General features: G+C 49.7%; 17 protein-coding genes and 5 tRNA genes. 18 read left to right on the top strand and 4 right to left on the bottom strand.

The features are described 5' to 3' along the window. Positions 1 to 566: 566 nt before the first annotated feature. Positions 567 to 1,256 carry a hypothetical protein gene (locus FYJ53_RS14585; protein ID WP_148427523.1) on the top strand — a complete coding sequence of 230 codons (690 nt, stop codon included), beginning with the start codon at positions 567 to 569 and terminating at the stop codon, positions 1,254 to 1,256. A 59-nt stretch (positions 1,257 to 1,315) separates the two neighbouring features. On the opposite strand, the gene FYJ53_RS14580 is transcribed toward FYJ53_RS14585, so the two are convergent. Together FYJ53_RS14580 and FYJ53_RS14575 are read right to left on the bottom strand one after the other, a co-directional pair. Next, on the bottom strand, positions 1,316 to 2,506 hold the full coding sequence (locus FYJ53_RS14580; protein ID WP_187367889.1) for a glycoside hydrolase domain-containing protein: 1,191 nt from the start codon (positions 2,504 to 2,506) through the stop codon (positions 1,316 to 1,318). 344 nt (positions 2,507 to 2,850) lie between these two features. After that, positions 2,851 to 3,207 (bottom strand): hypothetical protein, encoded by a 357-nt coding sequence (locus tag FYJ53_RS14575; protein ID WP_148427528.1) that lies wholly within the window; start codon positions 3,205 to 3,207, stop codon positions 2,851 to 2,853. Positions 3,208 to 3,910: 703 nt separating this feature from the next. Between FYJ53_RS14575 and FYJ53_RS14570 the strand changes: the two genes are divergently transcribed. From FYJ53_RS14570 to ligA, 6 genes are read left to right on the top strand one after another with little or no spacing between them, the layout of a single operon-like run. Further along, the gene (locus FYJ53_RS14570; RefSeq protein ID WP_038354132.1) at positions 3,911 to 6,016 is read left to right on the top strand and encodes a hypothetical protein; all 2,106 of its coding nucleotides are present in this window, start codon (positions 3,911 to 3,913) and stop codon (positions 6,014 to 6,016) included. Between the two features lie 2 nt (positions 6,017 to 6,018). Next, complete coding sequence (locus tag FYJ53_RS14565; protein WP_013379270.1) at positions 6,019 to 6,705, top strand: response regulator transcription factor; 687 nt, start codon at positions 6,019 to 6,021, stop codon at positions 6,703 to 6,705. Beyond that, complete coding sequence (locus FYJ53_RS14560; RefSeq protein ID WP_013379271.1) at positions 6,689 to 8,032, top strand: cell wall metabolism sensor histidine kinase WalK; 1,344 nt, start codon at positions 6,689 to 6,691, stop codon at positions 8,030 to 8,032. Before FYJ53_RS14565 ends, FYJ53_RS14560 begins: the two co-directional genes overlap by 17 nt. Continuing rightward, a complete protein-coding gene (locus FYJ53_RS14555) occupies positions 8,029 to 9,168 on the top strand; it encodes an iron-containing alcohol dehydrogenase (RefSeq protein ID WP_038354131.1) in 1,140 nt (379 codons plus the stop codon). Before FYJ53_RS14560 ends, FYJ53_RS14555 begins: the two co-directional genes overlap by 4 nt. Positions 9,169 to 9,188: 20 nt before the next feature. Then, positions 9,189 to 11,393: a DNA helicase PcrA gene (gene pcrA / locus FYJ53_RS14550; RefSeq protein WP_013379273.1), complete on the top strand. Its 2,205-nt coding sequence runs from the start codon at positions 9,189 to 9,191 to the stop codon at positions 11,391 to 11,393. A gap of 30 nt (positions 11,394 to 11,423) precedes the next feature. Next, positions 11,424 to 13,424, top strand: coding sequence for an NAD-dependent DNA ligase LigA (ligA, locus tag FYJ53_RS14545; RefSeq protein WP_148427533.1), 2,001 nt, complete (start codon positions 11,424 to 11,426; stop codon positions 13,422 to 13,424). 45 nt (positions 13,425 to 13,469) lie between these two features. Here the strand turns inward: ligA and FYJ53_RS14540 are convergent, their stop codons facing one another. Continuing rightward, the gene (locus FYJ53_RS14540; RefSeq protein ID WP_013379275.1) at positions 13,470 to 14,090 is read right to left on the bottom strand and encodes a class I SAM-dependent methyltransferase; all 621 of its coding nucleotides are present in this window, start codon (positions 14,088 to 14,090) and stop codon (positions 13,470 to 13,472) included. Positions 14,091 to 14,282: 192 nt separating this feature from the next. Between FYJ53_RS14540 and gatC the strand changes: the two genes are divergently transcribed. From gatC to FYJ53_RS14485, 11 genes are all read left to right on the top strand, one after another. After that, positions 14,283 to 14,570, top strand: coding sequence for an Asp-tRNA(Asn)/Glu-tRNA(Gln) amidotransferase subunit GatC (gatC, locus tag FYJ53_RS14535; RefSeq protein WP_013379276.1), 288 nt, complete (start codon positions 14,283 to 14,285; stop codon positions 14,568 to 14,570). Between the two features lie 10 nt (positions 14,571 to 14,580). Continuing rightward, a complete protein-coding gene (gatA, locus tag FYJ53_RS14530) occupies positions 14,581 to 16,044 on the top strand; it encodes an Asp-tRNA(Asn)/Glu-tRNA(Gln) amidotransferase subunit GatA (RefSeq protein ID WP_148427535.1) in 1,464 nt (487 codons plus the stop codon). A 17-nt stretch (positions 16,045 to 16,061) separates the two neighbouring features. After that, entirely contained in the window at positions 16,062 to 17,501 is a 1,440-nt protein-coding gene (gatB, locus tag FYJ53_RS14525) for an Asp-tRNA(Asn)/Glu-tRNA(Gln) amidotransferase subunit GatB (protein WP_148427537.1), read from the top strand. Positions 17,502 to 17,569: 68 nt separating this feature from the next. Further along, on the top strand, positions 17,570 to 18,292 hold the full coding sequence (gene rph, locus FYJ53_RS14520; protein ID WP_148427539.1) for a ribonuclease PH: 723 nt from the start codon (positions 17,570 to 17,572) through the stop codon (positions 18,290 to 18,292). A gap of 20 nt (positions 18,293 to 18,312) precedes the next feature. Beyond that, positions 18,313 to 18,912, top strand: coding sequence for an XTP/dITP diphosphatase (locus tag FYJ53_RS14515; RefSeq protein ID WP_013379280.1), 600 nt, complete (start codon positions 18,313 to 18,315; stop codon positions 18,910 to 18,912). Between the two features lie 18 nt (positions 18,913 to 18,930). Further along, positions 18,931 to 19,431, top strand: a complete 501-nt coding sequence (locus FYJ53_RS14510) for a metallophosphoesterase (RefSeq protein ID WP_148427541.1) — start codon at positions 18,931 to 18,933, stop codon at positions 19,429 to 19,431. 173 nt (positions 19,432 to 19,604) lie between these two features. Next, a tRNA-Gly gene (locus tag FYJ53_RS14505) sits at positions 19,605 to 19,678 on the top strand. Between the two features lie 13 nt (positions 19,679 to 19,691). Continuing rightward, positions 19,692 to 19,768 (top strand) — tRNA-Arg (locus FYJ53_RS14500). 20 nt (positions 19,769 to 19,788) lie between these two features. Beyond that, a tRNA-His gene (locus tag FYJ53_RS14495) sits at positions 19,789 to 19,864 on the top strand. 8 nt (positions 19,865 to 19,872) lie between these two features. Continuing rightward, a tRNA-Gln gene (locus tag FYJ53_RS14490) sits at positions 19,873 to 19,948 on the top strand. A gap of 167 nt (positions 19,949 to 20,115) precedes the next feature. Then, positions 20,116 to 20,191: transfer RNA gene (locus FYJ53_RS14485), tRNA-Lys, on the top strand. A gap of 103 nt (positions 20,192 to 20,294) precedes the next feature. On the opposite strand, the gene FYJ53_RS14480 is transcribed toward FYJ53_RS14485, so the two are convergent. Further along, the gene (locus tag FYJ53_RS14480) at positions 20,295 to 21,008 is read right to left on the bottom strand and encodes an ATP-binding protein (protein ID WP_148427918.1); all 714 of its coding nucleotides are present in this window, start codon (positions 21,006 to 21,008) and stop codon (positions 20,295 to 20,297) included. Between the last annotated feature and the right edge of the window lie 16 nt (positions 21,009 to 21,024).

The raw sequence follows: 21,024 nt of genomic DNA, 5'->3' as shown, positions 1-21,024 counted from the left end.
TGACAATGCAAATGCGGACAAAACGGATTTCTGTTGTCAAGCAAGTATGTGTCCTGCCCGACTTTGCAAGTGGGGCATAGCTGCTTTGAATTTTCGGTTTTCATTGTCAAAATTCCTTTCGTAGTAAATTTGACTTTTCGTGTTGTTGACTATTTGAGGATTTTATGCTATGATAAAAATATACAAAAGCGGTTTCTAAAATGGTGTAGAGAAACAAAAAATGCCTTGATTTTTTGAATATCAAAGCATTTTTGAAGAAGAAAAATATTTAATTTTGGAGTTATTGCTGATTATTGAAAGCCGTAAACCCTTGATTTTACTATGTTTTTCGTTAAGTTCTGTAAGAACACTCGCACCATTTTATAAAAAGTAAAAAAGCCCATGAAATCAAGGTTTCAGGGCTTTTTTTATTTTTTGAATAGGCGTTTGAAGATGAAGAAAGATAAAAGGAAAGACTCCGGAAATTTTAACTTTCCGAAGTCTTTTATCAATGGATTAAGGTAAGTTACCTCTCAAACGCTATATAATACAGACAGAGAATGAAAAAGTGAAAAATATAAAATAGAATGAAGCAGGTAAAAAAACAAAAACGCGTGGTGAAAATTTTTGTGTTTTCATTTTTATGCATCTTTATCATTTTTGCAGTTATCTTTATTTATGCTATTTATCGCTATTACCATAATGTACAGAATCGTCAGGATGAAATTTCCAGTGATTATTCACAACATATAGCAGAGCAGGCGAATCGTAGAAAAAAACAGATAACAAGCGCACCGGATCGCTATATTCAGGATTTTAATCAGTATTATCAGGTTGACCTGTCGGATGAATCGGATTTTAAACATGATCGGGATGAAAATTCTAATAGTTATACATTCAAACTCCCAGATAACTTTGTGAAAAGTGAACTTGAAAAGAGTAGTCGTAATATTGTGAATCTCCATGACATTTACAACAATGAGAATCTTAAAGAGAATCTTAAGAAAGATTATCCCATTTATTTTCGAGTAAGCGTTACTTATCATCAAAATATGCCGGAGGGCAATAACCAAACGGCCATGGAAGAAATCATTTTGTATTTGTTAAAACCCGTTTATCCAGAGATGACGCTTGAAAAAGTGCAGGCGATTATTGAGAACAAGGATGATGATAATGAAGGCTCTGAAATTTATCAATGTGGTTTTGGAAATTATGTGTTTTTAAATGGAGACAGTAGTTTTGAGTTTAATTTCTATTTGCGCTATCCATTAAGCTAAACGCCTTAAACGGCATGAAAAAGGACGAGATGGTTTCAGTCATCTCGTCTTTCGTGTTATTAAACATATAATTTTGAAGTTAAATAAGTGGTGAAGGAACCGTCGACCAGTCCATACCCATCCACTTTGGATGTATAATTGAGATGCATTGTATTAGCGTAAGCTATTGGAATCGTGTAAGAGTTTGTCTGTCCATTTCCAATATCTGAAATGTAAAGAGATTCTGACGTATCCGTATCCATTAGCCTTACAACTCCATGAGGCGTTCCATGCACAGTGTCGCCGGAATAACTAATTGTTAAATATATTTCATTGGACAGCACTCGGAAATCGCGTCCATTTGAAACGCCTGAGATATCCTCCAGATACATATTTTGTCGATTGTCGCGGATGGTCTGAACACAGTAGGATACTAAAGGTGTATTCGACAACTGACTGGCATCAATCGGCTGCGTGTATCCGCTGAATGCGACTTTATCCATTCCCCATTCGCCGCTGTCGTCATCGACTGTGTATTCACTAAACTGGTCAAAAGTCCACTCTGATGGGATTTTATAACCCATGTTGCCACTATACCCTGTGGACATATCGCTGACAAAAGCTGTATCGGCATATCCGATATTGATCACACGCTCACAGACATTGCGTGTACCATAGACACCGATTTTAAAAGCATTATTAAGCTTATTTTTCATCACATCCTGAAGCGTATGAAAATATGGCTGAATCACGCTCTCGATGGTGGTATCCTGAGTGTCAAAGTCGACGGCGAAATAGATGACAATTCCTTGATGGCTCTTGATACCATAGTTCATTGCTGCCGCTACAGCCGATTCTGCGTCACAGGCTGCATTGGTAGTATTGAAGTATTCACTATCACTGCCCGATTCCTGAAAGATTGGAAATAGCTTTTTTCCGGCCGCAATGATGCGCTGTGCCTCTCCTTTTCTTAATTCCTTAAAATCACCGCCCGTCAGATAGCGTCCAACAATGCTGTACCCTTTGGCGTTTAAATGCTGCATTCGATAATCCGTGATTTCAAAACGGGTATCACAAGCATCACAGGATCGATCAGGGTTGCCTTTGCTTAGCAGCAGTGACATCCATGTATTGACATCAACAGTCCCTGTTTGTGGGAGTGCCAGGTCGCTTTGAAAAGCCGTAACCTGAGACGCCATCTCTGAATCCCACGAAGTGGACGTATAATTGACGGTATAACCATTGCAACACAGCGCATAACGGGTAAGCAACAGCGCCTCAGAGTCACCGCTTCCTGGAACTAGAATATTTACAAGATTTGCCTTTGCGCCATCCCCGAAATTTCCGGTCGCGTCTTCAACACTGTAGCCTTCAATGGCTTGTAGAACCTTGATCATCGACTCGTTTATTTGTCTTCCGTACAATCCGTCGCAGGGAGATAAGCCAATGTAGCTTTCATACTTTGAATTTAAAGTCCGCTGAATTTTTGTGATTGTCTCTGTTCCACCGTAGTCGACAAGTGTTACAAACTGATCCATTGATAACAATGCTTTCATGACGTTCAGAGTGACAGTTGAATTGGATGCGGACACACCAGCATCTGTTTTCAATGACTTTATCCCTGATCCGGTTCCAGAATAAAAATGCTTGGTGATTTCACTTGATCCGGTACTATACCTTTACACCAGAGACCGCCTTGGATAATACCGTAAACATTTGATTCGCTTTTATCCGAATCTGTCTGCTCTGAAATTCCATTCGGATATTGTTGATTAAATCGCGCGATTGTTCCAGCCCCAAAGTTATCAGCCGTTTCCTGAATCCCTAATTCAATCTGCAAAGCTCGGATCAAGCCGTTAATTGTGCCCCATCCCGTTTCTCCATCTTCCACAACCTCAGGGAATCGATCCGTTCCATATTGCGCGTAGTTTGCATTCAACCATTTTTGTGTCTTTTCAACCATTGTATCCATAATAACGTTCTCCTTATATCATTTTTTGAACTGGATTATGCGCAATCACCAGCTCACGATTTCAGTCGATGTATCATTTTGCCCTGACCGATTCATCAACCACTAAGTTTTTTGACCAGTCTGTAAAAGGATAAATACAGTATTTTCGTTTCTTTGACTGCATTCTCACGACCATTCCTTAAAAGAGGATTTGAATTCTTCTTTAAGTTGCGATGATTATACTTTTTCAATTTGACGTTTGTGTGATGTCTAAGTGTCTACTCTGTGAAGCGATTTGTTATGCTACTGTTAAGGCCGCATTTCCATGCGCTTTCATACAATTTTAAAAAATTTCAACTTTAAAATCTTCATTTAAGAATAAATATGGTTTTGAGCTTCAATCTTCAATCTTTAAGATTACGTCGATTTAGATTGAGGATTCGCTGGATATGATCTGTATTGAAAAACGCTCAATGATACATATTATGATGCCGACATGGTTTTTTTATTTCCGACCCGTATCGCGGCGATACCCTTTGAAAATAATTTTTCTCACCAGAGAGCCTGTTTCTCTGGTTTTTTGCGCTTTGACCAAATCTTCCCCGCTTTTTAGCTACATTATTTAAGGGTTTTATGATAAACTATAATGAACTATGCAAAGTGTTAGATGTGGATGAAGGATTTAACCAATAGATCTATTTCAATCGAAAGGAAGGGTGTTTTAATGAAGAATTGTTGTGAAAAATGCGGAAAAGAACTGGGGTTTTTTGAGCGTTCTTTAAAAATAAACAATTCACGGATTAACATACAATACGACGCGCTCTGCAGCGAATGCCACAGGACCATCAAGGAGGGCATCAGCCAGATCGACGAAATGTACCAGCGTGTCATGGGAAACCTCAAGGAAAACTACCACGCCACCAACATGGCAGCCGTGGATATTGACACCTTGATCTTTCTGGCAGTCGAAGCGCTGCTGGTCGTCGAACCGAATTATTTTTCGGATAAGACCAGTCTGAACCAGACCATTATCAACCGGACCGACCGGATCATCAACAAGCAGAACGACATGGCCAAGATTGTCTACAAGGTGCTGCTCTACGGCTTCTTTGACAATCTGGAAAACAACGGGCTGGACAAGAGCAAAAATTTTGTCAGCTACATGATGCAGAATACCCTTTACATGGAACAGCTGTCTATGAACTGCAGCGAGGAAGTGCCGCGAACCTACGTCAACGCCTTTTTCTCCCGCAAGGGCTTTATTATGGAGCGCATTGAAAAGAAAACACTGCTCTACGTCATGATCAAGGACGAAACCGTCATTGACTATGAAATGAGGCAGACTGAGGACTATTACCTGATCGACTTTAAAAATCTTTTCTATACCGGCGATCCGGAAAAAAATGTCCAGTGCTATGTGAATGGCGTGGAAAACGCAAAGACCATTACCAAAACCATTGACAATTTCAATACAAAGACCACCAAGAAAGAGGAGCGCCGCATACGCGACACCCTCAACATCATTAACGAGAAAGTCGTGAGAGACCTGAAATCTCTGAAGCCCGATGAAGCCATTGACACCATTCATCTGGACTGCGTGCTGCTCTGTATTGCCAAAAACATCCGAAAAGACCCCGAGGGGCGCAAATCGCCCATACAGGCCCCAGATGGCCTGGCAGTAGAGCTGCTCTGGAAAAAATACACGGCCAACCTGGCGCTCATGGGGATCGACAGTAAAGAAAAGGCAGCCGAGTACATTGCGAAGAACTGCCTGTACGCGGACGGCTTCCATGTAAAATACGGCAAAAAGGATCCGGAAACAGGCTGGGCTTTCTTTGCGACCAAGGGTTATATTGTCGCCTTTGACCAGAGCAAGCGTCTGTTTTTCATGTATACCGACGACTATCCCAACGACCTGTACTTCCCGTGTAACGAGATGATGTACAACGGCCGCCAGTACCTCCAGCTGCCAATGGAGGACGAGGTGCCAAACGATGACGAGCTGGACGGCATCCTGTTCTTCAGCCGCGACGTCAAGCTGATCATGGGCATCAGCCATTATTTTGAGCGCAACAATATGTTTTACCAGATGGAAAACTTCATTGAGGTTGAGGAGGCTGTCTACGGCGACCCTGAGCAGCTCATGGAAGTCAAGCGGGTGTCCGACCACCTGTTCAGGGATTTTGGCTACATGCCCTTCTGCCTGTACGACGAGTGGTATGTCATTCAGAAGGAACTGCGGCAGGACGATATACTCCTGAACCGGCTGATTCCTGAAAAGAGCGGCCTGCGCAAGCGCTACGCCACCGGGGATGTCATCTACGCGCCCAAGATTCTCGACGCCTTTAAAAACGGCGCCAAGGAGCTCCAGGCCAATCTGGAGATTGCGGGCGAGAGCATTGCCAAGGGGCTGCTGTGGTGCTACTTTAAGGCCTCCCTCATCGATACCCTGTCCAAGGAGTGGGTCCGCATTGGCGGCGATATTCTGGCAGCCGGGGACGACCTGGTGACCGCCTTTTTCAAATACTCCAGCCTTAAGACCATTGAGCCGGAAAAGACCTACTATATCGGCTTGTTTATCTACTATCTGATGGATAAAAACATCCTGCCGGATACCGATTTTTTGGACAATTATGAGCGGGCAGTGCAGACCTTCCTCGAATGTAAACGGGAGGTTGACCGCACCCTGGCCGAGCAGCCGGCAGAGCCCATAACCCGGGAAATAAATACCGAGCCCGAAACGCCCCGGCCGCAGGCGGCACCGGCAGACGCGGCGCCCGAGCCCGAATTCAAGCCCCTGAACTGGGACGACGACAAGCGGGGTGAGTAAGCATGCGTGTTTTACTGGTAGAGGATGAAGTGTCTCTGGCAACCGCCCTGGGGAAAATCCTTGAAAAAAATAAAATCCTGGTCGATGTGGTCCACGACGGCATTGAGGGCAAGCTGCTCAGCGAGAATGATGTCTACGACGTCATTGTCCTGGACATTATGCTGCCAGGTATGAGCGGGCTGGACATTCTCAAATCCATCCGCGACCGCGGCAAGAACGTGCCTGTGCTGCTCCTGACCGCAAAGGACAGTACGGCCGATAAGGTAAAGGGCCTGGATATGGGAGCGGACGATTACCTTGTCAAGCCCTTTGTCACTGAGGAGCTGCTGGCCCGTATCCGCGCCCTGGGCAGACGTCCCTGGGAGGTTTATCAGGACAATGCCATCACCTTTTCCGATTTATCGCTGAACATCAACAGCGGCGAGCTGCTCATCGGCGGCGCGCCCATCAAGCTGACCTCCAAGGAGGCCCAGCTGCTGGAAATGTTTATCAGAAACCCGGGGATGACCATCTCAAAGGAACAGATCCTCGACCGGATCTGGGGCATTGAGAGCATGGCCATGGAGAATTCGGTGGAGATTTACGTCCACTACCTGCGGAAAAAACTGAAAAAATCCCGGACTGTCATCAAGACGATCCGTGGTCTGGGCTATGTGCTGAAGGAAGAGGACAATGCTCAGCCTCAATAAATTAAGATTAAACCTGACGCTGATGAATACCGCGGTCCTGATTGGATTGTCGGTATTTGTCGCTGTTTCGCTCTATTTGACCATCAACATGGACATGGAGTCCGGCGTCAGCAACAACCTTGAGATCTACTGCTCCCAGCTGGCCAACAATGTTGAGCAGCTCCAGACCCAGCAGGAGGGCGGCACGGTTGCGCCAGAGACCCAGAAGGGCTACCAGGAGTTTAAGGACACACTGGTGCACAACAGCATTGCCTTTACCATCTGGGATGATGCGTTTAACGTGATGGACAAGTCCGAGTCCCAGCCCTTGAATCAGGACCAGCTTTTCCGGCTTATCAACCGCTATTTCAGCGGCAACCGGGACAAGTACCTGATCAGTGACTATGAGACCGACGACAATAATCTTAAAATCTGTACCTATGTTACCGTCAGTAAGGATGGTGAAATGCGGGTGGTGCAGGCCATGAAAAATATGGATACGGAGCGCGGTGTGTTAAAGAACGCGGTCCGGATGATCCTTATCGTGGTGCTGGCCGGCGCGACCCTTTCCTTACTGTGCGGTTATTTTCTGTCCGGCAGGGCGCTGGTGCCTGTGCGAAAGAGTATGGACCAGCAGCGGGAATTCCTCGCGGATGCGTCCCATGAGCTCAGGACGCCCATTGCCGTTATCCAGACCAATCTGGAAGTGGTGAAGGCCAGCGGCGACGAAACCGTTGAGAGCCAGTCCACCTGGCTGGACAACGCCTATGACGAGACCAAGCGCATGCACCATATTGTCGAGGACCTGATGTTCCTGGCCAGGGCCGACTCTGGCGACGTGCATTTTGAGCCTGCGCCGGTGGATATTGGCTACCTGATTATGGAGGTTACTGAGCGGTTTATCCCCATGGCTGCCCAGAAATCCATCACGATCCTCAGCAAAGTCCCTATGGAGGAACTGAACGTGATGGGGGATGAAAAGCAGCTGACTCAGCTCATGGTCATCCTCATCGACAACGCCATCAAATATACCGAGCCGGGGGCTGACGAGCGGAATAAAACCATCGTCGTCCAGGCAGAGCGGATTGAAGAAGGCATTGAAATCTGTGTGACCGACAAGGGCATCGGTATTTCCAAAGAGGAACAGGAGAAAATCTTCCAGCGCTTCTACCGTGTGGATAAGGTGCGCTCCAGAGCAGAGGGCGGCACAGGCCTTGGCCTGTCCATCGCCTACTGGATCGTCCAGAAGCACAAGGGCATCATCCGGGTGGAAAGCGAAGAAAATGTGGGAACCAAAATGATCATTGTGTTCCCGTCTTATGAAGGACCAAAGGAGGCAAACGAATGAAAGAATTAAAGTTTAACGGCAATAAGCTGGTCACAGGACCAGGCGCCATTGATTATATTAAAAATCTGGATGGACAGCGGATCTTTGTGGTCACCGGAAAGTCCGCTATGTTTAAAAACGGAACCATTGACCACATCAAAGCAGTTTTCGCGGAGCAGGGCAAAACCTGCGAGGTGTACAGCGGGATTGGCGGCAACCCGACCACCGGCGAGGTGCTCTCCGGCCTTGCGGCCATGAAGGCCTTTGACCCGGACACGGTCATGGCAGTGGGGGGCGGCTCCGCCATCGACGCCACCAAGGTTATGACCCTGATGTGCGAATACCCGGAACTTACACTGGAGGATATCCGCGGCGGCAAGGCGCCGGCAGAACGGAAAAAGCTTCAGTTTATCGCTGCGCCGTCCACCTCTGGCACTGCCAGTGAGGTCACCCGCGCAGCGGTCATTACCTTTGCAGAGGAAAATATTAAGGTGGGCCTGAAGACCACGGCGTTTATCCCCGACATCGCCATCCTCGACGGCAGCCTGACCCTGTCCATGCCAAAACACGTCATGGTAGAAACCGGTATGGATGCCCTGACCCACGCGGTCGAGAGCTACATTAACAAGAACAACGACGATTTCTGCAAGTTCATGTCCAAGGGCGCAGTGGAGGGGCTGTGCGCGTACCTGCCCCTCTCCTACGAAAAGGGCGATGTGGAAAACCGCCAGAAGGTACACAACTTCCAGTGCCTGGCCGGTCTGGCCTTCCAGAACTCCGGCCTGGGGATGGACCACGGTATTGCCCATGCCTTCGGCGGACGCTTTGGCACAAGCCACGGCCTGCTCAACGCAGTGGCCCTGCCCTATGTTCTCAAGTACAACGCGCGGGATGAGGCCGTCAAGGCAGATCTGGATGAGCTGTCAAGAATGATCGGAGCCGATATTATAAAGACCATCGAGGGCTTTAACGCCCAGTTTGGCGTTCCTAAAACCTTCAGGGAGATGGGGATCAGCGAGGAGGACTTCAACGCCCATTACGAGAGCCTTCTGGACAATTCCATGAAGGGCTCGACCGCCCGTAATCCGGTGCCGATGACCCGCGAGGAAATGGACAAGGTTTTAAAGAGCATCTACTACGGCGATATTTTGTTTTAGAGAGAACAAGCGGAGGAACAATGAGTTTATTAGACGGACTGAATGAACAGCAGAGGGAAGCAGCAGCAACGACCGAAGGGCCGGTTCTGATTCTGGCCGGTGCCGGCTCCGGGAAAACCCGGACCATTATCCACAGAATCGCTTATATTATCGAGAGTAAAAAGGCCTGGCCGTCACAGATCCTGGCCATTACCTTTACCAATAAAGCAGCGGGCGAAATGCGCGAGCGTATCGCCGCCATGAATGTGGAGGAGAGCGACCGCATCTGGATGTATACCTTCCACGCCATGTGCGCCCGCATCATGCGTATCCACAGCCAGTGGCTGGGCTATGAAGACAACTTTGTCATCTATGATACCGACGACCAGAAGCGCCTCTACAAAACCCTGATCAAGGAGCTGGATTTTAACGATAAGATGTTTCCATTCCAGTATGTATCGGGCCAGATCTCCACAGCCAAGAATAATTTCTGGACGCCGGAGGATTACCTGAAGAACAACCCCGGCGAGTTCCGGGCAGAGAAGGTGGCCCAGTACTACCGCCTGTACCAGGACACCCTGAAAAAGAACAACGCCATGGACTTCGATGACCTCATCTACAACACGCTGGTGCTGTTTAAGGGCTTTCCCGAAATTCTGGAGCAGTACCAGAACCGGTTTAAGTACATTCTGGTCGATGAGTACCAGGATACGAACCACAGCCAGTACGAGCTGGTTAACCTGCTGGCCGCGAAGCACCGCAACCTGTGTGTGTGCGGGGACGACGACCAGAGTATCTACATGTGGCGTGGGGCAGATATTAACAATATCCTCGACTTTGAAAAGGACTATCCTGACGCCAAGGTTGTCAAGCTGGAAGAAAATTACCGTTCCACCAGCGTGATCCTGGACTGTGCCAACAAGGTGATCGCCAACAATACTGGCCGTAAGGATAAAAACCTCTGGACCCGAAATCCCGGGGAGGATAAGATCGTCGTCTCATCCTTTAACCAGGGCTATGACGAGGCCCGCTTTGTAGCTCAGGAAATCGAGAACCTGAGGGCAGATAAGGGCTATACCTACGGCGACTTTGCGGTGCTCTACCGCACCAATGCCCAGTCCCGTCTCTTTGAAGAGGCTTTCATGCGCGAGGGCATGCCTTACCAGCTCATCGGAGGCACAGGCTTTTACTCACGTATGGAAATCAAGGATATTATTTCCTACCTCCATGTGCTCATCAATCCCCTGGACAATATCGGCTTTATGCGCATCGTGAACGTACCTAAGCGCGGCATCGGCACAGCCACCCTGGAAAAAATCCGGGAATTTGCCGAGTTCAAGGGCTGGAGCCTCATGGAAACTTTTTACCACTGCGAGGAAGTGCCAGAGCTCAGCTCCAGTGTGCGCAACAAGGTCCGCGAGTTCGCCGCGGTCATGGAGGAGCTGCGGGACCGCTGCGAAACCGATTCGGTCAGCGAGCTCATCGACCATGTCATCAAGGATACCGGCTATCTTGAGATGCTGGAGCTCGGCAAGCTGGACCACAGCGAGAGCCGTATCGAAAACCTTGAGGAGCTGATCTCCTCGGCCGTGGAATTTGAAAAGAACAGCGATGACAAGAGCCTGACCGCCTACCTGGAAACCGTGGCCCTGACAGCAGAAACCGACAAGTATGACAGCGAGGAAGGGAAGATCCTGCTCATGACCCTGCACAACGCCAAGGGGCTTGAGTTTCCAGTGGTCTTTCTGCCCGGCGTGGAGGAAGGGATATTCCCCCACGGCCGTTCCATGGACAACCCAGAGGAAATGGAGGAAGAACGCCGTATCTGCTATGTGGGCATCACCCGCGCCAAGGAGCGGCTGTATATGTCATGGGCGGCAGAACGCACCGTTTACGGACGCCGCCAGCCTCAGATGCAGTCCCGCTTCCTGAAGGAGCTGCCTCCGGAATGCCTGGAACTGAATGTCCAGAAATACGAGCGCAACGAGATTGTCGAGGAAGCCTCGGTGGAGAAAAAGACCTACAGCTTTTCCGACCATTTGCAGCATAAACCCAATGTTTATAAATCTGCAGCGCCTAAAAAGGCCAAGGAGGAAAGCTCCGGCGCCTTTAATCTCAGCGATAAGGTCAAGCATAAAAAATTTGGCATCGGCACCATTGTCGAGGTAAAACCGAATCAGGTGTCAATCGCATTCCCAGGAGTGGGTATAAAGAAACTGGACCCATCTTATGTAACAAAAGCCTAGGTCTAAATTTTGCGTTGAGGACAATCACTTATGAATGAAGAACTAAAACAGGCTGAGGCCAAAATCAGTCAGCTTAAAAAACAAATTGAAGAGAACAATGTCCGGTATTACGATAAGGACGCGCCTGTCATACCAGACTATGCGTATGACCGCATGATGCAGGAGCTCATCAGTCTGGAGACAGCCTATCCACAGTTCCTGACTTCTGACTCACCCAGCCAGCGTGTGGGCGGCGCGCCGTCAGAGGCCTTTGAGAAGGTTCACTACACCACGCCCAAGCTCAGCCTCAGCAACGCCTTTAACGCCGGGGATCTGAGGGATTTTGATACCCGTATCCGCAAGGTCTGCCCCGATGTGGCGTACTGTGTCGAGCATAAATTCGATGGCCTGACCGTCGTGTTAGACTACGAAAATGGACTGCTGGTCCGCGGCTCTACCCGCGGCGACGGTGTGACCGGCGAAAATGTCACCCAGAATCTGAAAACGGTCAAGACCATTCCTCTGCGTCTCACAGAACCCATGACCCTGGAGGTCCGTGGGGAGGTGCTGATCTATAAGGAGGACTTTGAGGAGCTGAACGCTGCGCGGGAGGAACAGGGTGAGCCCCTGTTCGCCAATCCCAGAAACGCCGCCGCAGGCTCTATCCGTCAGCTTGACCCTAAACTGGCGGCCGAAAGGCCTCTGGACATCTTTGTATTTAACCTGGAATACTGCGAGAATCGGTCCTTCGAGACCCATAAGGAAAGCTTTGATTTCCTCACACACTGCGGTTTTAAAACCAGTGAGGTGAAGCTTTACAAGGATATGGAGGACATCATCACCTACATTGAGGAGATGGAACATGGCGGAAGAGAGGCCCTGCCCTATGAGATTGACGGCATGGTCATCAAGGTCAATAATCTGGCGGAGCGGGAGCGGCTGGGGGACACCTCTAAGTCGCCGCGTTGGGCCATTGCCTACAAGTTCTCGCCTGAGCAGACAGTGACCACTGTGCGGGATATTACCGTGCAGGTGGGCCGTACCGGCGCCCTGACGCCTGTGGCAGAGCTTGAGCCTGTGCTGCTGGCCGGCTCCGTTATTTCCCGGGCGACCCTCCATAACGAGGACTACATCATCGACAAGGATATCCGGATCGGCGACAGGGTTGTCATCCAGAAGGCCGGGGATGTTATCCCTGAGGTGGACCACTCCATCCCAGAGGACCGCACTGGCGCAGAGGTTGTTTTCACCATGCCTGCCCATTGCCCGGTCTGCGGCTCCAAAACCTACCGGGTGCCCGGCGAGGCTGTGACCAAGTGTCTGAATATGGACTGTCCGGCCCAGGTGTTCCGCAAGATTGTGCACTTTGCCTCCAGAGATGCCATGAACATCGACGGCATGGGCCCCGCGGTGGTGCGACAGCTGCTGGATAACGAATTGATCCACACCATTGTGGATATCTACCATGTTTCGGACCGTCGTGAGGATCTGACCGGACTTGAAAAAATGGGTGAAAAATCTGTGGATAACCTCATAAACGCCATAGAGGACTCTAAGAGCAGGCCCCTCTCCAAAGTGGTTTTTGCCCTTGGAATTCCGCTGGTAGGAGCTAATGGGGCTAAAATACTGGCCTCCCACTTCGGCAGCATGGACGCCCTTATGGAAGCCTCCGAGGAGGAGCTGACAGAGATTTATGACATCGGCGGAAAAATGGCTGTGGAAATTGTGGACTTTTTCAAGACCGACGCCAACCGCCGCATTGTGGACGGCCTGCGCGAGGCTGGTGTCAACATGACGGAAAATACCGCCAGGGCAACAGCAGAGCTCGCGGGTAAGACCTTTGTCCTGACCGGCACACTGCCCACCATGGGCCGCCGTGAGGCCAAGGAGATCCTGGAGAGCCACGGCGCCAAGGTGTCCGGCTCAGTCAGCAAAAAAACCGATTATGTGCTGGCCGGTGAGAACCCCGGCTCAAAGGCTGAGAAAGCCATGAGCCTGGACGTGCCGGTCATTGACGAGGAAGCCTTTAAAAAAATGGTCGGCCTGGAATAAAAATAAAACCAAGGGGTATCGCCACGATACCCCTTGGTTTTTAGATTAATCCACTGGTTTGGCGGCCACAAGGCAGTAAATATTGTTTTTCAGGATTTCGATCAGCCTGAGATTCTCAAATCCGGCGATTTCGGCCATGCGGGCCAGGTCGGCGGCCGTGTATTTCATAAAGCCCTGGCGGGTAATGGGCAGCCGGTCCAGCCAGGCCTTTGTGTAAAAAGCGTTGGCAAAGACAGCGCCGGGCTTCAGCACACGGTAAATTTCCAGGTAGCCCTTTAAGGGGTCCTCCCAGAAATAGACCGTGTTCACCGTATAGGCAAAATCAAAAAAATCGGGGGGAAAGGGAAGCTGAAGGGCGTTTCCCGGCCCAAGGGCCAGACGGCCCTGCGCGATGAGTGCTTCGCTTTTTCGAATGGCAAGCTCCAGCATGTCATCAGAGGTCTCAATTCCGTAGAACTGGCCGGGAAGGCCCTTGGCAAACCGACGCAGGAGATGGCCGTTTCCAAAGCCAATATCGAGGCTTCTCTCAGGAGTTATCTGCCTGAGGACAGCCTCAATGCTTTTGTACTGGAGTGTGTTAAGCCGGTTCATCAGAAAGGTGGAGAAATGACCGCCAAGCCCCCTTGGGTTTGAAAATTGTGTGCCCATGTATTTTATAATGTTCATAGCGACCTCGCTGAGATTATTGTATGAATAATTGTTCATATGTAATTATATGTGAAAAGCTTCGCGCTGTCAAGAGAGAGTCAACCCGTATCGCCACGATACGGGTTGAATTTTACTGAAAATAATTTACATTTAAAGGGTTTTGAATTATAATGATATAATGAGAAAAATTTACCCGAAAGGAATGAAATCATGAGTATTACCAGAGAAGAAGTTACCTATGTTGCGGATCTGGCCCGCCTTGAATTCACCGAAACGGAAACGGACCGTCTGGCGGATGAGCTGGGCGCAGTCCTTGATTACGCGGCGACTTTGAATAAATTAGATACATCAGACGTAAAGCCGACAGAGCATATTCTGCCGGTTCAGAACGTTTTTAGAAAAGATGAAGTGAAGCCTTCACTGCCAATTGAAAAAGTCCTGGCCAACGCGCCGGAATCAGAAGCCGGCTGCTTTAAAGTGCCGAGAGTTCTGGAATAGGAGGATCGAATTGGAATTATCACAACTGACTGTCCATGAGATCAATGGGCTTATTGAAAAGAAAGAAGTATCTGTCAAAGAGGTCACCCAGGCAGCGGTGGACCGTATTGACGCGGTAGAGGATAAGGTTGACGGCTATCTCTGCCTGACGACCGAGACCGCCATGAAAGAGGCTGAGGAGCTGGACGGGCTCATCGCCAAAGAAGGCAGGAAGGATGTGCTTGAGGGTATTCCCTACGCCTTAAAGGACAACATGTGCACCGACGGTATTCAGACAACCTGCGCGTCCAAAATTCTGGGCGATTTTGTGCCGCCTTACAACGCAGAGGTCTATGACCGTCTGCTGGCCCAGAAGGGGATTCTCCTCGGAAAGGCCAACATGGATGAATTTGCCATGGGCTCCTCCACAGAAAACTCCGCCTTCAAGGTCACAAAAAACCCGTGGGATCTCACACGCGTGCCCGGCGGCTCCAGCGGCGGCTCTGCAGTGGTAGTGGCCTCCGATATGGCTTACTACTCACTGGGCTCCGATACCGGCGGATCGATCCGCCAGCCCGCTGCCTTCTGCGGCGTGGTGGGTATGAAGCCGACCTACGGACTGGTTTCCCGTTATGGCCTGGTGGCTTTTGCGTCTTCCTTAGACCAGATCGGCCCCTTTACCAAGGATGTTGAGGACTGCGCCATCGTGTTAAGTGCCATCGCGGGCCATGACCCCAAGGATTCAACTTCGCTCAAGGTGGATAAAAAGGATTATACACAGAACCTGAAGGAAGGCGCCAAGGGCATGAAGATTGGTGTGGCCCAGGCATTTATGGGCGAAGGCCTTCAGCCAGAGGTGCGCGCAGCCATTGACAGCGCCATTGACACCTACCGGGCCATGGGAGCAGAAATCGTGGATGTCTCCTTTGAGTATCTGGACTACGCCTTGTCCGCTTATTACCTGATCTCCTCCGCAGAAGCCAGCTCCAACCTGGCCCGTTACGACGGTATCCGCTACGGTGTCCGCGCCGAGGAATACGCAGACCTGGTCGATATGTACCGTAAAACCAGAACCCAGGGCTTTGGCGACGAGGTTAAACGCCGTATTATGCTGGGAACCTATGCCTTAAGTTCCGGTTATTATGACGCCTATTATAAGAAAGCCATGCAGGTTCGTACCCTGATCATGGATGACTTTAAGAATGTTTTTGATTCCTGCGATGTCCTGCTGACACCGACCACTGCCAAAACGGCCTTTGGTATCGGCGAAAAGACCAGTAACCCGCTGGAAATGTACCTGACCGATATCTACACCGTTCCGGTGAACATCGCCGGTATTCCAGGGATTTCAATTCCCTGTGGCTTTGACAACGATGGTATGCCCATCGGCATGCAGCTGCTGGGTCCGGTACTGAGCGAAGAAAAAATTCTGCAGGCAGCTTACGCCTTTGAACGTGAAACCGCGTTTAAAGACCAGAAGCCAAAGCTTGTATAGGTAAAGGAGGAATAAAGATGGAATACGATATTGTCATCGGGATGGAAATCCATGCCGAGTTAGCAACAAAGTCTAAAATTTTCTGCTCCTGCTCTACCACGTTCGGTGCAGATGAAAATACACATGCCTGCCCGGTATGTCTTGGGATGCCCGGCGTGCTGCCAGTGCTCAACGAGAAGGTCGTTGAGTATGCCGCGAGAGCCGGACTGGCCCTGAACTGCCATATTGCGAATTTCAGCAAAATGGATCGTAAAAATTATTTTTACCCTGACCTGCCAAAGGCCTATCAGACCTCTCAGTTTGATCTGCCCATCTGTACCGGCGGGGTTGTGGATATTGAAGTGGAAGGCGAAAAAAAGGAAATCGGCATTACCCGTATCCATATTGAGGAAGATGCCGGCAAGCTGCTCCATGAATCCGCAGACGGCACCCTGGTCGATGTGAACCGCTGTGGTGTGCCCCTCATCGAGATCGTCACAGAGCCGGATATCCGCGGTGCGGAGGAAGCCCGCGTTTTTGCGGAAAAAATCCGTAATATTCTCGAATATGTGGGCGTTTCGGACTGTAAAATGGAAGAGGGCTCTATCCGCTTCGACGTTAACCTCTCTGTCAAGGAAAAGGGCAGCGATGTGCTGGGAACCCGTACAGAAATGAAGAACCTGAACTCCTTCAGGGCTTTAGTGCGTGCGGTTCAGTACGAGAGCAAACGCCAGATCATCGAGCTCAAAAAAGGACACCGCATTATCCAGGAAACCCGCAAGTGGGACGACGTCAAGGGCGTCAGCTCCTCCATGAGAAGTAAGGAAGAAGCCCACGATTACCGCTATTTCCCGGAACCAGACCTGGTGCCCATTGTCATTACCGATGAAACCATTGACCAGATCAAATCTGGTCTGCCCGAGCTGCCGGAAGCCAAACGCGCCCGCTATGTGGCAGAGTACAAGCTGCCGGATTACGACGCCGGTGTTCTGACGGCCTCCAAGGTCACCGCGAAATTTTTCGAGGAAACCGTTGCGCTGTACGATGAACCCAAGCAGATTTCCAACTGGCTGATGGTGGATATCCCGGCCATGCTCAAGGAAAAAGAGCTGTCAATGGAAAACATTCCCTTTACCCCGGCCGAGCTGGCTGAGCTGCTTAAGCTCATCAAGGACGGCACCATCAGCGGGACCATCGGCAAAAAGGTGCTGGTGAAAATGTTTGAAGAGGACAAGAACCCTAAGGCCATTGTGGAAGAAAACAACTGGGCCCAGATGAGCGATATCAGCGAGCTGGAAGGCATTATTGCCCAGATTATCGAAGACAACCCCAAATCCATCGAGGATATCGGAGCCGGCAACCAAAAGGCCTACGGCTTCCTGACCGGACAGGTCATGAAGGCCACCAAGGGCCAGGCAAACCCGCAGGTTGCCAACAAGATCATCCGTGAGCTGGTCGCCAGAAAATTAGAGAGCTGAATAGACAACTGAAAGCAACGGGCGGTCTCATGATCGTCCGTTGTTGTGATTAAAAGAAGGAGAAAATTTTGAATCGAATTGACGGAAGAAGCAACGAGTGCCTGAGACCGGTGAGCATCACCCGGCATTTTACGAGAAACGCCCAGGGCGCTGTGCTCATTGAGGTGGGAAATACAAAGGTCATCTGCACGGCCATGGTGGAAGATAAGGTACCACCCTTTTTAAGAGGTGAAAAAAAGGGCTGGGTTACCGCCGAATACGAAATGCTTCCAAGCTCCACCGGCTCCAGGAAGGGAAGGGACCGCAGCCGCGGTAAAATTGACGGCAGAACCGTTGAAATCCAGCGTTTGATTGGCCGGAGCCTGCGTTCTGTGATTGACATGGAAAAGCTTGGAGAACGGACAATATGGATTGACTGCGATGTGATCCAGGCCGACGGCGGCACCCGCACCGCGTCCATCACCGGTGCCTTTGTGGCGCTTTATGACGCAGTCACCTGGCTCATGGAGGAAGAAATTATTGATGAGTGGCCCATTAACGGCTACGTGGCGGCCACCAGTGTCGGCATCAACCAGAACGAGCCCATTATGGATCTCTGCTATGAGGAGGACTCCACCGCAGAGGTTGATATGAACATTGTCATGACCGACAAAGGCGAAATCGTGGAAATCCAGGGAACTGGAGAGGAACGCCCCTTTACCCGGGATGAATTCCAGAAGCTTCTGGCTTTGGGAGAAGACGGTGTGTATCAATTGATTAACATTCAGAAAGAGGCGCTGGGGACACTCTAAGCGCCCGGAAAGGGATTGTGATGAAAACCATAGTGCTTGCAACCGGAAACAAAGACAAGGCCCGCGAAATCAAGGCCATGCTGGATCATAAATTTGAAGTTAAGACCATGAAGGATATGGGTATCGACACTCAGATCATCGAGGACGGCGAGACCTTTGAGGACAATGCCCTGATTAAGGTAAGAGCCATTCAGCCTTTTGTGAAGGACGCTGAGATGATCATTATGGGGGATGACTCCGGACTGTCTGTGGACGCGCTGGACGGCGCGCCGGGGATCTATTCTGCCCGCTATGCCGGGGAGGATGTGAGTTACCGTGATAACAACGAAAAGCTTTTAAATGCCATGAAAGATGTGCCTGAGGAAAAACGCGGCGCCGAATTTGTCAGTGTGATCGCCATGATTTTACCCGATGGCCAGGAGCTGACTGTCCGGGGGACTGTCAGAGGCAGGATCGCCTATGATTTTATGGGGGATGAGGGCTTTGGTTATGACCCGCTTTTTATTGTGGAAGAGACAGGCAAAAGCTACGCGCAGATGGCGCCAGAAGAAAAGAATGCTGTCAGCCACCGTGCCAGAGCTGTAGCGCGCGCAAAACAGATTTTAGAGAAATACCAGTAGCAGAAAGGAGAAGGGAACATGCGGATCGGATTAGTCAGCGACAGCCACGGCAATTTGGGGGACCTGGAACGCGCGGTCAGCCAGATGGGCAGAGTAGAGGCGATTTTTCATATGGGCGATTATGTGGACGACGCCCTGCAGATCAAACATTGGACATCGGTGCCGGTATTTGCGGCCAAGGGCAATATGGATGTCTATTCCCAGGAGGGGCATCTTTTTATCAAAACCGAGCTTGGCGGCAAGGTGATCCTGGCCTGCCACGGCCACACCCTCCACGTCAAAAATGAGTATAGCACCCTGCGCTATAAAGCGCTGGAGGAAAACGCGGATATTGTGCTTTTCGGCCACACCCATATCCCGATGATCGACCAGGATGACGGCCTTTTAATGGTGAATCCAGGCAGTGTATCCCTTCCTCATTTTGGCAAAGAAAAAACCTTTGGCATTCTGACCATTGAAAATGAAAGTGTTAGTGGTGAGATTATTCCGCTTATGTCAGAGGAAAACCGAACTCTGTAAAAAATCATATATTTTCACGCGTTTTTGTGAAAAAAGTGTTGACATTCGTCTTTTTTTGCAGTATACTAACACTTGTCCTCAGCGAGAAAGTGCTGTGAACAAGGCGATATCAACACTTTTCAGCCAATGCGGACGACAGCAATTTTCATTAACAAAACAGTTTTTTAAAGTATGCGGGTGTAGCTCAGTGGTAGAGCCCTGGCCTTCCAAGCCAGTCGCGAGGGTCCGATTCCCTTCACCCGCTCCATTTATGCAAAATTGCGCCAATAGCTCAGTTGGATAGAGCAACGGCCTTCTAAGCCGTGTGCCCGGGGTTCGAATCCCTGTTGGCGCGCCATATCTTTTCCTTTAAACTTGGTGGACGTAGTTCAGTTGGTAGAGCGCCAGATTGTGGTTCTGGTTGTCGAGGGTTCGAGTCCCTTCGTCCACCCCATTTTTTACAGGGGTATAGCCAAGTCGGTAAGGCACCAGACTTTGACTCTGGCATGCGTAGGTTCGAGTCCTGCTACCCCTGCCACTTTGTTATAACAAGCTGGAAAAGTTTTTAAAAAAAGATAGTCTATGACCCATTAGCGAAGTTGCAAGTTACGAGCAGGCGCGAGTAACGCTCTCAATGGAATTGCGGAGCAATTTCAACATAAGACAAGCATCCTTGCGAAGTGGAAGAAAAAGAATATAATCTATGACCCATTAGCTCAGTTGGTAGAGCATCTGACTTTTAATCAGGGTGTCGGGCGTTCAAGTCGCCCATGGGTCACCATTTTAGAAGATAGAGCAGCTGTGAAACAGTTGCTTTTTTTTATTTAGAGAACAAATAAACCCGGCCCCGTATCGTCACGATACGGGCCGGGTTATTTTTCATATTAAATATCTAAAATTTTGCCATCCGTCGATACCGTTGTGACCGACCATGGGATCATCTTACCGCTGTTTTTTAAAGCGGTTTTAACAGCATTGACAATGCCACCGCAGCATGGCACTTCCATTCTTACAACGGTCAGCGACCGGATATCGTTATTGGCCAGAATATCCGTCAGCTTGTCGGCGTAGTCTGCATCATCGAGTTTTGGACAGCCGATGAGGGTGATCCGGTTTTTGATGAATTCATTGTGGAAATCACCGTAGGCGTAAGCGGTGCAGTCAGCAGCGATGAGCAGGTCGGCATTGTTAAAATACGGTGCCTTGGGCGGCACCAGCTTGATCTGTACCGGCCACTGGTTTAGGCGGGACTGGACAGGGGCAGCACTGTGGCTGCAGGCCTCCGTTTTCGAGTGATGCTCAATTTTGCGGGAGGTCGTTCCCGGACAGCCGCAGGCCAGTGTCTTAGGCTGAACCTCTTCAGCTTCCATTTTAGCTTGAACAGCGGCTTCATCATAGGCGGCAGCCTCACGCTCCTCAAAGTGGATGGCGTCTTCGGGACATACTGGCAGACAATCCCCCAGACCGTCACAGTAATCATCCCTTAACAGTGTGGCGACACCGTCAACCAGACCGATGGCTCCTTCGTGACAGGCGTCTACACACAGGCCGCAGCCGTTGCATTTTTCTTTATCAATTTTAATGATTTTACGTATCATCATTATTCCTCCAATT

Source organism: Eubacterium sp. BL-380-WT-2B (assembly GCF_009696115.1).
GTDB lineage: Bacteria > Bacillota > Clostridia > Eubacteriales > Eubacteriaceae > Eubacterium > Eubacterium callanderi.
This window is presented reverse-complemented; position numbering and strand designations above follow the sequence as displayed.